Here is an 11,383-nt window from a genome sequence, read left to right as displayed (position 1 = left end):
ATTTATATGAGCACCGGTTTTTTTATATGAAATACAGTTCAAATGTGGGAGCGGGCTTGCTCCCACATTAGATCGCCTTTGGTCTTACGAGCTCTTTACCAGTTTCACTGCCAGCACATCGCAAGGTGCGCCGTGCAGCACGTCATTGGCTGTAGACCCCAGCAGCAAGGCCAGGCCGTGGCGGCCATGGCTGCCGACCACGATCAGGTCGCAACCTTGCTCCTTGGCCAGGTGGTGGATTTCCTGGCGCGGCTGGCCGTAGGTCAGGTGGCTCTGGTCTTTTTTCAGGGCAGGGTACTTGTTGATCAGGCGATCAAGGCGTTCCTTGGCCTGGTCGAACTGCTGCTGTTGCAGTTGGGACAGGTCCATCGGCACGTCGCCGCCAAAGGCCATGGCCATCGGCTCGACGATATGCACCAGGGACAGTTTCACCGAGTCACCTGCAAGGCCTACGGCCCGCTTGATCACGGGGTCGCATTCTTCGGTCAGGTCCACGGCGACCAGAATATGTTCGTAGGGCATGAGGAGTTCCTCCAAAGGAAAGCGATAAGTTCAGTATGGCTGGTTTCAAGCGGATGGGATTGCGTCAGGTCAAATCCGCTCATCAAGAAATTCGGGAGTACACATATGACGGTCTGGATAGTGGTGTCAATCCTTGCGCTGGTTTTAAGCCCTCTGGCGTGGTTGCGTCCGTCGCGCCATTCGAGCGGGCGCATGGCCCTGCGCATGGAGGCGCGACGCATCGGTTTGGCCATGCAACTGACGCCCCAGGACTGGCCGCACTGGCTTAAGCACGAGCCGCCGAGCCCGTGTGCGCAATATCACCGGCCACGGCGCGGCACCAAACTGGTCACCTGGAGTTATTGGCAGTTGGAACCGGGGGTTTGGGTCAATCAGTGGCAGGAAAGCTGCGTCGATGAAAAGTTGTTGCCACATTTTGCGACGCTGCCGGCGAACGTCTACAAAGTCGAAGCCGACAAGCAAATGATCACCCTGTACTGGGGCGAAAAGGGCGAGTTGAGCGTGTTGCAGGACATTGATGCGGTGCTCAAGGCGCTGGCCTGAGTTTTTTGCGGGCATTAAAAAGCCCGAAAGCATCATCGGGCTGGAGTTGGCCAGGCAGGCCGGTAATTCGTTAAACGTGCCGCTAGCCTAGCCGCATATTCGGTTCTGTACAGCCCTTTAAATCAAATTTCTTATTATTGATTTCGTGAATGATTAAACATTGGCGAGGCGATGCCGGCTGCCCCGGGTTCTGAAATGACTGAAAAGTCGCGTTTTTGCGGCCCTTTCGAGCGATTGACAATTCTTCGGATTTGGCTGAAGGTGACGTACCCAAATCAAACGGGCGTATGAATTGAGCGTTTGTCTTTCAGACCGTTCGTACAGAATCCCGACTATCGCGTTGGCGGGTGTGCCTGGCAAATTGGCGTTAGCATCGACGGTAACGTCAGTGCCTACGCTGAATCCTGCGTCCGACGTGTACTGTTCAGCTTCCATATCGTGGAGATCAGTTGATGATTTACGAAGGTAAAGCCATCACGGTTAAGGCTCTTGAAAGTGGCATCGTCGAATTGAAATTCGACCTCAAGGGTGAGTCCGTCAACAAGTTCAACCGTCTAACCCTGAATGAATTGCGTCAGGCCGTAGACACCATCAAAGCAGATGCATCGGTCAAGGGCGTGATCGTCTCCAGCGGCAAGGACGTGTTCATCGTCGGCGCTGACATCACCGAATTCGTCGACAACTTCAAGCTGCCCGATGCCGAGCTTGTGGCTGGCAACCTCGAAGCCAACAAGATTTTCAGCGATTTCGAAGACCTCAACGTGCCGACCGTTGCCGCGATCAATGGCATCGCCCTGGGCGGCGGTCTGGAAATGTGCCTGGCCGCCGACTTCCGCGTGATGTCGGCCACCGCGAAAATCGGCCTGCCGGAAGTCAAGCTGGGCATCTACCCGGGCTTCGGCGGTACCGTGCGCCTGCCGCGCATCATCGGTGCCGACAACGCCATCGAGTGGATTGCCGCCGGCAAGGAAAACCGTGCTGAAGACGCGCTGAAAGTCGGCGCCGTGGATGCCGTGGTTGCTCCCGACAAGCTGGCAGAAGCCGCACTGAACCTGATCAAGGGCGCCATCAGCGGTGAATTTGACTACAAGGCCAAGCGTCAGCCAAAACTCGAAAAACTCAAGCTCAACGCCATCGAACAAATGATGTCGTTCGAAACCGCCAAAGGTTTCGTGGCAGGCCAGGCCGGCCCGAACTACCCGGCGCCGGTTGAAGCGATCAAGACCATCCAGAAAGCCGCGAACTTCGGCCGCGACAAGGCCCTGGAAATCGAAGCTGCCGGCTTCGTCAAACTGGCCAAGACCTCTGCCGCGCAGAGCTTGATCGGTCTGTTCCTGAACGATCAGGAACTGAAGAAAAAGGCCAAGGCCTACGACGAAATCGCCCGCGACGTGAAACAGGCTGCCGTACTCGGCGCCGGTATCATGGGCGGCGGTATTGCCTATCAGTCGGCGTCCAAAGGCACGCCGATCCTGATGAAGGACATCAACGAGCACGGCATCGAGCAGGGTCTGGCAGAAGCCGCGAAACTGCTGGTGGGCCGCGTTGATAAAGGCCGCATGACTGCAGCGAAAATGGCTGAAGTGCTTAACGGCATTCGTCCTACGCTGTCCTACGGCGATTTCGGCCACGCCGACCTGGTGGTCGAAGCGGTTGTCGAGAACCCGAAGGTCAAGCAGGCGGTACTGGCTGAAGTTGAAGCCCAGGTTAAGGAAGACACTATCCTGGCTTCCAACACCTCGACCATTTCCATCACCTTGCTGGCCAAGGCCCTCAAGCGCCCGGAAAACTTCGTCGGCATGCACTTCTTCAACCCGGTGCACATGATGCCGCTGGTGGAAGTGATCCGTGGCGAGAAGTCCAGCGAGCTGGCAGTCGCCACCACCGTTGCCTACGCCAAGAAAATGGGCAAGAACCCGATCGTGGTCAACGACTGCCCGGGCTTCCTGGTCAACCGCGTACTGTTCCCGTACTTCGGCGGTTTCGCCAAGCTGGTCAGTGCTGGTGTGGACTTCGTGCGCATCGACAAGGTCATGGAAAAATTCGGCTGGCCAATGGGCCCGGCGTACCTGATGGACGTGGTCGGCATCGACACCGGTCACCACGGTCGCGACGTAATGGCTGAAGGCTTCCCGGATCGCATGAAAGACGACCGCCGCTCGGCGATCGACGCACTGTACGAGGCCAAGCGCCTGGGCCAGAAGAACGGCAAGGGCTTCTACGCCTACGAGACCGACAAGAAGGGCAAGCAGAAGAAAGTGGCCGATCCTTCGGTTCACGAAGTACTCGCGCCGGTCATCTACGAACAGCGTGAAGTGTCCGACGAGGACATCGTCAACTGGATGATGATCGCCCTGTGCCTGGAAACCGTGCGCTGCCTGGAAGACGGCATCGTTGAAACCGCAGCCGAGGCCGACATGGGCCTGGTCTACGGTATCGGTTTCCCTCCATTCCGTGGTGGTGCGCTGCGTTACATCGATTCCATCGGTGTGGCCGAGTTCGTTGCCCTGGCTGATCAATACGCTGATCTGGGCCCGCTGTACCACCCGACTGCGAAGCTGCGTGAGATGGCCAAGAACGGCCAGAGCTTCTTCGGTTAAGCGCCCCAGACACTTGAGCGAGAATATTTATGAGCTTGAATCCAAGAGACGTCGTGATTGTCGATTTCGGTCGTACTCCGATGGGCCGCTCCAAGGGCGGCATGCACCGCAACACCCGCGCTGAAGACATGTCGGCGCACCTGATCAGCAAATTGCTGGAGCGCAACGTCAAGGTCGACCCTAATGAAGTCGAAGACGTGATCTGGGGCTGCGTCAACCAGACCCTGGAGCAGGGCTGGAACATCGCCCGCATGGCTTCCTTGATGACGCAGATCCCGCACACTGCTGCCGGCCAGACCGTCAGCCGCCTGTGTGGCTCGTCCATGAGCGCACTGCACACTGCTGCACAAGCGATCATGACCGGCAACGGTGATGTGTTCGTGGTCGGCGGCGTGGAGCACATGGGCCACGTCAGCATGATGCACGGTGTGGATCCGAACCCGCACATGTCCCTGTACGCGGCGAAAGCCTCGGGCATGATGGGCCTGACCGCAGAAATGCTCGGCAAAATGCACGGCATCACCCGCGAAGCCCAGGATGCATTCGGCCTGCGTTCCCACCAGCTCGCCCACAAGGCGACGCTGGAAGGCAAGTTCAAGGATGAAATCATCCCGATGAACGGCTACGACGAGAACGGTTTCCTGAAACTGTTCGACTACGACGAAACCATTCGTCCGGACACCACCCTGGAAAGCCTGGCGGCCCTGAAGCCTGCCTTCAATCCAAAGGGCGGCACCGTGACAGCGGGTACTTCGTCGCAGATCACCGACGGTGCTTCGTGCATGATCGTGATGTCGGCCCAGCGTGCCCAGGACCTGGGCATCCAGCCGATGGCGGTGATTCGTTCGATGGCGGTCGCAGGTGTGGACCCGGCGATCATGGGCTATGGTCCAGTACCGGCCACACAAAAAGCATTGAAGCGCGCAGGCCTGAGCATCTCCGACATCGACTTCTTCGAGCTCAACGAAGCTTTCGCCGCACAGGCCCTGCCAGTGCTGAAAGATTTGAAAGTGCTCGACAAGATGAACGAGAAGGTTAACCTGCACGGCGGCGCGATTGCCTTGGGTCACCCGTTCGGGTGTTCCGGTGCACGTATCTCCGGCACGTTGCTTAACGTGATGAAGCAAAATGGCGGCAACCTGGGTGTTGCAACCATGTGCATTGGTCTCGGCCAAGGCATCTCCACCGTCTTCGAACGTATCTAAACGTTTCGTTGACGGAAGCCGGGGCCCAGTGCCCCGGTTTTTGTTTTTTGGAATTTTTTATATTTTTTTTTAACAAATTTTGTAAGAGGGCCAGAGCATGAAAGTCGAACCAGGGCTCTACCAGCATTATAAAGGTCCGAAGTACCGCGTTTTTAATGTGGCGCGGCATTCCGAGACCGAAGAGGAAGTGGTGTTTTACCAAGCACTGTATGGCGATTACGGCTTTTGGGTGCGTCCCTTGAGCATGTTCCTGGAGACCGTCGAAGTTGACGGCGAACAGGTCCCGCGCTTTGCTTTGATCCAGGTCGAACCCAGCCTTTTTTCCGCGCAATAAAGGCAGGCCGCGCAGAATGCTGCGCTTGACCTCACCTTGTTGCCACTATATATAGCGTTGCCGCGTCAGGCGCCAACCGCCTTTCACTTCTCGAATTCAGGAATTTTCCGATCCATGGGCAAATCGCTGGTCATTGTGGAATCCCCGGCTAAGGCCAAGACCATCAACAAGTACTTGGGTAACGAGTACGTGGTGAAGTCGAGTATCGGCCATATCCGAGACCTGCCCACCAGCGGTTCGGCTAGCGCCAGCAAGGAGCCTGCCGCCAAGCGCGGCAAGGCGGCTGCGGGCGAAGGTCCGGTGCTCACGCCTAAAGAGAAAGCGCGCAAGCAGCTGGTCTCGCGCATGGGTGTCGATCCCGATCATGGCTGGAAAGCCAAGTACGAGATCCTCCCGGGCAAGGAAAAGGTCATCGAAGAGCTGCGCCGGCTCGCCAAAGATGCCGACACCATCTATCTCGCAACCGACTTGGACCGCGAAGGGGAGGCTATTGCCTGGCACCTGCGGGAAGCCATCGGTGGTGACGACAGCCGCTACAAGCGCGTGGTGTTCAACGAAATTACCAAGAAGGCGATTCAGGAAGCCTTCTCCAAGCCGGGCGAACTGGATATTGACCGCGTCAATGCCCAGCAGGCCCGTCGCTTCCTCGACCGCGTCGTGGGCTACATGGTCTCGCCGCTGCTGTGGGCGAAGATCGCCCGTGGCCTGTCCGCCGGCCGTGTGCAGTCGGTTGCGGTAAAACTGGTCGTGGAACGTGAGCGCGAGATTCGTGCGTTCAACCCCGAAGAATACTGGGAAGTGCACGCTGACCTGGGCACTGCCAAGGGCAACAACGTGCGCTTTGAAGTGGCCCGCGAGAAAGGCGAGGCCTTCAAGCCGCTCAACGAAGCCCAGGCCATGGCTGCGCTGGAGAAGCTCAAGGCTTCCAGCTACAGCATCGTCAAGCGTGAAGACAAGCCCACCAGCAGCAAGCCGTCGGCGCCGTTCATCACTTCCACCCTGCAACAGGCCGCGAGCAACCGCCTGGGCTTCGGGGTGAAGAAGACCATGATGATGGCCCAGCGTCTGTATGAAGCGGGCTACATCACGTATATGCGTACCGACTCCACCAACCTGTCGCAAGACGCGGTGGCGATGGCGCGCACTTATATTGAAAGCGAGTTCGGCAAGAAGTACCTGCCGGAGAAGCCGAACGTCTATAGCAGCAAGGAAGGCGCACAAGAGGCTCACGAAGCGATTCGTCCCTCCGACGCCAACACCGAGCCAAGCAAGCTGAGCGGCATGGAGCGCGACGCTGAGCGCCTCTACGAGCTGATCTGGCGCCAGTTCCTGGCTTGCCAGATGCTGCCGGCGCAATACCTGTCTACCACCGTCAGCGTGGGTGCCGGTGACTTCGAGCTGCGCGCCAAGGGCCGTATCCTCAAGTTCGACGGTTACACCCGCGTGATGCCGCAAATCGCCAAGCCGGGCGACGACGACGTTCTGCCGGACATGGCCCAGGGCGATGTGTTGAAGCTGATCAAGCTCGACCCGTCCCAGCACTTCACCAAGCCGCCGGCGCGTTATTCGGAAGCCAGCCTGGTAAAAGAGATGGAAAAACGTGGCATCGGTCGTCCTTCGACCTATGCGGCGATCATTTCCACCATCCAGGACCGCGGCTACGTGGCGCTGCACAACCGTCGCTTCTACTCGGAGAAGATGGGCGACATCGTCACCGAGCGCCTGTCCGAGAGCTTCTCCAACCTGATGGACTACGGCTTCACCGCCGGCATGGAAGAGAACCTCGATGACGTGGCCCAGGGCGAACGCGACTGGAAAAACGTGCTCGACGAGTTCTACGGCGACTTCAAGAAGAAACTTGAAGTAGCTGAAAGCGCCGAGAACGGCATGCGCGCCAACCAGCCGGTGATGACGGACATTCCGTGCCTCACTTGCGGCCGCCCGATGCAGATTCGTACAGCATCCACCGGCGTATTCCTCGGTTGCTCGGGTTACAGCCTGCCGCCGAAAGAGCGCTGCAAGGCCACCGTCAACCTGGTGCCGGGCGATGAAATCGCTGCCGATGACGAGGGTGAATCCGAGTCGCTGGTACTGCGTGGCAAGCACCGTTGCCCGATCTGCAGCACGGCGATGGATGCCTACCTGCTCGACGAGAAGCACAAGCTGCACATCTGCGGTAACAACCCGGATTGCAACGGCTACGAGATCGAAGAGGGCACTTACCGCATCAAGGGCTACGAAGGTCCGAGCCTGGAATGCGACAAGTGCGGGAGCGAGATGCAGCTCAAGACCGGCCGTTTCGGCAAGTTCTTCGGTTGCACCAACCCGACCTGCAAGAACACCCGCAAACTGCTGAAAAGCGGTGATGCGGCGCCGCCGAAGATGGACCCGGTGAAGATGCCTGAACTCAAGTGCGAGAAGGTCAACGACACCTACATCCTGCGTGACGGCGCTTCGGGGCTGTTCCTGGCTGCCAGCCAGTTCCCGAAAAACCGCGAGACTCGTGCCCCGCTGGTGATGGAGATCGTGCCCCATAAAGACGAGATCGATCCGAAATACCACTTCCTCTGCGAAGCGCCGAAGAAGGACCCGGACGGTCGCCCGGCCGTGATCCGCTACAGCCGCAAGACCAAGGAGCAGTACGTGCAAACCGAGGTTGAAGGCAAGCCTACCGGCTGGAAAGCGTTCTACGACGGTGGCAAGTGGAAGGTCGAGGACAAGCGCCAGGGCGCTTGACCCAGGCTGTAGGAGCGAGCTTGATCGCGAAGGTCGTTAACGATAACGCGGGCATTCTGGCTAAACGCGTTATCCTTTAGGTCTTCGCGAGCAAGCTCGCTCCTACACAGCCAGCATCACGCCTTATTCGTTGTGGAGACTGCCTTCATGGCCAACGAACTCTATACCCGCACCAACCAGAAAATTTACTTCGCGGGTTTGTCCCTGGAAGCCCTTGGCCGTGCCGAGGAAGGAAAGGAGATGAACGCTATCGCGCTGGTACAGGCCGGGCGTGAAGCCGCGCTGTTCCACCTGTATGGCGCCTTGCTTGGCTTGTGCCATGAGATCGCCGGGTTCTATCGTTTGCCTCAGGCCGGTTCGCCGCGTGCCGAGATGATCATCAACCGGGATGTGCTGGAATCCATGGCCATCCCGGAGTTGGCCGAGTTGGTCGAGATGGCGCAGAGCCCGGACAGTTGGCTGGCGCGGTTGCTGGTAGCCCACGCCGAAATGTTTCAGCCGCCACGGGTGAAACACACGCCCAAGGGTGATGTGACGCAGCCGCTGATCGTGGCCGTGAGCCTGGATGAAGAAGGCCCTGAGCCGTTGAGCCGGGAAGAGCTGGAAAGCTGGCGGCAGGAGCTGAAGAAGCTGGCCATTCGGTTTCGGGATGGGTTGAACGAGTGCTGAGGGCTATTTAAGTCTCTCACTGGCAGCTAGCGCTTTTGTGGCGAGGGAGCTTGCTCCCGCTGGGCTGCGAAGCAGCCCCAAGGCTTTTCCGGTCTGGCAATGTCAGCTGTCGGAGGGCTGCTGCACCGCCCAACGTGGGCAAGCCCGCTCGTCACAACACTGATATAATGCCGGCCTTTCGTGGAGAACAGACTTTTATGCCAACGTCCTTTCTGGAAATTGTTGAACTGCCCGACGGCCGAATCGAGCTGCGCCGGGCTGAGGACGAGGGTTCTCTGGTTATTTTGGATTTTTCCGAGGACGCAAAAGCGTTCCTGCAAGGCCAGCACGTGGAAGTGGCAAAAGCCATGTTGAGCGTAGGTGTGCAGATGGCGGGGCGCCTGGCTGAAGGCGAGCCGGAGAAGGAAGACGGCCCACGGATTCTTCACTGAGTCCGTCTGTCGGCTTTTTTGTAAGCTTCAATTATGCAGATCGGCTTCTCAATCCTGAAGAAGCCTCGTGTCATGGCGGACCCTGGCAACAGCCAGTCGCCCGCACATCGTTTTATCCCAACCGAATGTTCAAACTCTGTGCATCGCCTGTGCGTGCGGCGCTGATCAGTTGCTGCCTGGCCGCTGTACTCAGCGGGTTCAGCCAGCTGACCACCGTATGGCTACGGCCCAGGCGCAAGGCTTCACAGGTCAACTGCTGGGCGCTCTGAGTGCCGCGGGGTTGCAGCAACAGGATGCGTTCGCGATTAAGGCCGGCGTCCCGCAGCCAGGCCCGGGTCAGGCTGGATGGTGGGGCGATCAGCGTCAGCCAGCGTGCGTCCTGCTCCTCGCTCAACTCGCGCAGAATCGGCGCCAGCAGGCTCAGGCAGCTCCCGGCAGCCCCGCGCAACGACAGTTCACTGAACGCTTCGGGTTCGGCGCTCCAGGGCGCTTCGACCGTTTCCTTGAGGATGGGCGCAAGGGGCTGGGCCATGAAGGCCTCAAACAGCGAAAGCTGGGTGTGTTGTGGGGTCTGTAGGAACTGCATGATGCCTCCGTTAGCGGCGAATAACGCCGACGCTCAAGCCTTCAATCACCAGGTCCTGATCCTTCAGGTTCACTTCAATCGGCGCGAACTCAGGGTTCTCAGCCAGTAGCCAGACCTTGCTGCCTTCGCGCTTGAAGCGTTTGACCGTCACTTCATCACCTATACGGGCGACGACGATCTGGCCGTTGCGGGCTTCACGTGTGGTGTGGACGGCCAGCAGGTCGCCGTCGAAAATGCCCACGTCCTTCATGCTCATGCCATGGACCCGTAGCAGATAGTCGGCACGAGGATGGAAGAAGGTCGGGTTGATATTGCAGGATTCCTCGACGTGCTGTTGTGCCAGGATCGGCGCACCGGCTGCGACCCGGCCGATGATCGGCAGTGTCGACTCGTCGGCCTTGGCTTCGAAGCCAGGGATACGAATGCCGCGCGAAGCACCCGGGGTCATCTCGATCGCGCCTTTGCGGGCGAGGGCCTTGAGGTGTTCTTCAGCGGCGTTGGGCGACTTGAATCCCAGTTCCAGCGCAATTTCCGCCCGGGTCGGCGGGTAGCCGTTGTCATCGAGGCAGCGCTTGATAAAAGCCAGAATCTCAGCTTGGCGTGGCGTCAGTTTTAGCATGTTGATCGCTCTGTCTTTTTATACAGTGACTGGGATTATATACAGTGGACTGCGCTTGGCAATCACCGTTTTCAGTCACTCCGCTGGACGGTCATTTATCACCTGTCCTACAGGCTGGAGATAGCGCTGCCTACAGACCTCAGCGAATGTGATTAAATGGCCATGAATTAACTGACCGACCGGCCGCAAACCGACCTGCAGGCTTGACAAGACATAGCTTGAAACGTATGTTTCAAACAAGTGTTTGTCAGGCGGAGTAGCCATGGCCCAGTCGGAAACCGTTGAACGCATTCTCGATGCTGCCGAGCAGTTGTTCGCGGAAAAAGGATTTGCTGAAACTTCATTGCGGCTGATTACCAGCAAGGCCGGGGTCAACCTGGCGGCAGTGAATTATCATTTCGGCTCCAAGAAAGCGCTGATCCAGGCCGTGTTCTCACGGTTCCTGGGGCCTTTCTGCATCAGCCTCGACCGTGAGCTGGAGCGCCGCCAGGCCAAGCCTGAAAACAAGCCCAGCCTGGAAGACCTGCTGGAAATCCTCGTCGAGCAAGCGCTGGTAGTCCAGCCTCGCAGTGGCAATGACCTGTCGATTTTCATGCGCCTGTTGGGCCTGGCGTTCAGCCAGAGCCAGGGTCACCTGCGGCGCTACCTGGAAGACATGTACGGCAAGGTGTTCCGTCGCTATATGTTGCTGGTCAACGAAGCCGCACCGCGTATTCCGCCGATCGAACTGTTCTGGCGCGTGCACTTCATGCTCGGCGCCGCGGCGTTCAGCATGTCCGGGATCAAGGCCCTGCGTGCGATTGCCGAGACCGACTTTGGCGTCAATACATCCATCGAGCAGGTCATGCGTCTGATGGTGCCGTTTCTTGCCGCCGGCATGCGTGCCGAAAGCGGCGTCACCGACCAGGCCATGGCGGCCGCCCAGTTGCGCCCCCGCAGCAAGTCGGTGCCGGCCCCGGCCAAGGTTTGACCCGCCCGGGTGTGCGCGGCCGCTTGCATCCGCTAAGCTAGCCGCCCATGCCGATTTCAGCTATTTACCCACAGCCCGTTGCGCTCGCTGAGCGTCCGTCTCCAGGTTCAATCCTGGCGATGCGATCTCGCGGAGGCTTCGGGCTGCGTGCGTTATTTAAGGAAGCTT

General features: G+C 58.7%; 11 protein-coding genes. 8 read left to right on the top strand and 3 right to left on the bottom strand.

The features are described from left to right. Positions 1-84 precede the first annotated feature (84 nt). Positions 85-522, bottom strand: coding sequence for a universal stress protein (locus V3W39_RS03850; protein WP_003218985.1), 438 nt, complete (start codon positions 520-522; stop codon positions 85-87). A gap of 105 nt (positions 523-627) precedes the next feature. Between V3W39_RS03850 and V3W39_RS03845 the strand changes: the two genes are divergently transcribed. The 7 genes from V3W39_RS03845 (at position 628) to V3W39_RS03815 (ending at position 9,040) form a co-directional block, all read left to right on the top strand. After that, entirely contained in the window at positions 628-1,065 is a 438-nt protein-coding gene (locus V3W39_RS03845; protein ID WP_177045657.1) for a hypothetical protein, read from the top strand. Positions 1,066-1,517: 452 nt separating this feature from the next. Next, positions 1,518-3,665 carry a fatty acid oxidation complex subunit alpha FadB gene (fadB, locus tag V3W39_RS03840; protein ID WP_330212215.1) on the top strand — a complete coding sequence of 716 codons (2,148 nt, stop codon included), beginning with the start codon at positions 1,518-1,520 and terminating at the stop codon, positions 3,663-3,665. Positions 3,666-3,694: 29 nt separating this feature from the next. Beyond that, positions 3,695-4,870 carry an acetyl-CoA C-acyltransferase FadA gene (gene fadA / locus V3W39_RS03835; RefSeq protein WP_076017236.1) on the top strand — a complete coding sequence of 392 codons (1,176 nt, stop codon included), beginning with the start codon at positions 3,695-3,697 and terminating at the stop codon, positions 4,868-4,870. A 97-nt stretch (positions 4,871-4,967) separates the two neighbouring features. Beyond that, entirely contained in the window at positions 4,968-5,204 is a 237-nt protein-coding gene (locus V3W39_RS03830; protein ID WP_088424511.1) for a DUF1653 domain-containing protein, read from the top strand. 114 nt (positions 5,205-5,318) lie between these two features. Beyond that, complete coding sequence (gene topA / locus V3W39_RS03825; RefSeq protein ID WP_177045655.1) at positions 5,319-7,940, top strand: type I DNA topoisomerase; 2,622 nt, start codon at positions 5,319-5,321, stop codon at positions 7,938-7,940. A 147-nt stretch (positions 7,941-8,087) separates the two neighbouring features. Next, the gene (locus V3W39_RS03820) at positions 8,088-8,609 is read left to right on the top strand and encodes a DUF6586 family protein (RefSeq protein ID WP_088424509.1); all 522 of its coding nucleotides are present in this window, start codon (positions 8,088-8,090) and stop codon (positions 8,607-8,609) included. A gap of 197 nt (positions 8,610-8,806) precedes the next feature. Then, positions 8,807-9,040 (top strand): hypothetical protein, encoded by a 234-nt coding sequence (locus V3W39_RS03815; RefSeq protein ID WP_003218969.1) that lies wholly within the window; start codon positions 8,807-8,809, stop codon positions 9,038-9,040. Positions 9,041-9,152: 112 nt separating this feature from the next. On the opposite strand, the gene sulA is transcribed toward V3W39_RS03815, so the two are convergent. Together sulA and lexA are read right to left on the bottom strand one after the other, a co-directional pair. Continuing rightward, positions 9,153-9,626 (bottom strand): SOS-induced cell division inhibitor SulA, encoded by a 474-nt coding sequence (gene sulA / locus V3W39_RS03810; RefSeq protein WP_330212214.1) that lies wholly within the window; start codon positions 9,624-9,626, stop codon positions 9,153-9,155. A 10-nt stretch (positions 9,627-9,636) separates the two neighbouring features. After that, entirely contained in the window at positions 9,637-10,245 is a 609-nt protein-coding gene (lexA, locus tag V3W39_RS03805) for a transcriptional repressor LexA (protein ID WP_003172575.1), read from the bottom strand. Positions 10,246-10,507: 262 nt separating this feature from the next. Here lexA and V3W39_RS03800 point away from each other — a divergent pair, with 262 nt between their 5' ends. Next, positions 10,508-11,215 (top strand): TetR/AcrR family transcriptional regulator, encoded by a 708-nt coding sequence (locus tag V3W39_RS03800; protein WP_177045651.1) that lies wholly within the window; start codon positions 10,508-10,510, stop codon positions 11,213-11,215. The last annotated feature ends 168 nt before the right edge of the window (positions 11,216-11,383 follow it).

This window comes from Pseudomonas sp. Z18(2022) (assembly GCF_036346535.1).
GTDB lineage: Bacteria > Pseudomonadota > Gammaproteobacteria > Pseudomonadales > Pseudomonadaceae > Aquipseudomonas > Aquipseudomonas yamanorum_A.
Note: the sequence above shows the minus strand (reverse complement) of the source record. Positions and strands in the feature narration are given on the sequence as shown.

Coding starts and splice junctions, on each gene's coding strand:
- V3W39_RS03850 (WP_003218985.1), bottom strand. CDS start 522: ATGCCCTACGAACATATTCTGGTCGCCGTGGACCTGACCGAAGAATGC.
- V3W39_RS03845 (WP_177045657.1), top strand. CDS start 628: ATGACGGTCTGGATAGTGGTGTCAATCCTTGCGCTGGTTTTAAGCCCT.
- fadB (WP_330212215.1), top strand. CDS start 1,518: ATGATTTACGAAGGTAAAGCCATCACGGTTAAGGCTCTTGAAAGTGGC.
- fadA (WP_076017236.1), top strand. CDS start 3,695: ATGAGCTTGAATCCAAGAGACGTCGTGATTGTCGATTTCGGTCGTACT.
- V3W39_RS03830 (WP_088424511.1), top strand. CDS start 4,968: ATGAAAGTCGAACCAGGGCTCTACCAGCATTATAAAGGTCCGAAGTAC.
- topA (WP_177045655.1), top strand. CDS start 5,319: ATGGGCAAATCGCTGGTCATTGTGGAATCCCCGGCTAAGGCCAAGACC.
- V3W39_RS03820 (WP_088424509.1), top strand. CDS start 8,088: ATGGCCAACGAACTCTATACCCGCACCAACCAGAAAATTTACTTCGCG.
- V3W39_RS03815 (WP_003218969.1), top strand. CDS start 8,807: ATGCCAACGTCCTTTCTGGAAATTGTTGAACTGCCCGACGGCCGAATC.
- sulA (WP_330212214.1), bottom strand. CDS start 9,626: ATGCAGTTCCTACAGACCCCACAACACACCCAGCTTTCGCTGTTTGAG.
- lexA (WP_003172575.1), bottom strand. CDS start 10,245: ATGCTAAAACTGACGCCACGCCAAGCTGAGATTCTGGCTTTTATCAAG.
- V3W39_RS03800 (WP_177045651.1), top strand. CDS start 10,508: ATGGCCCAGTCGGAAACCGTTGAACGCATTCTCGATGCTGCCGAGCAG.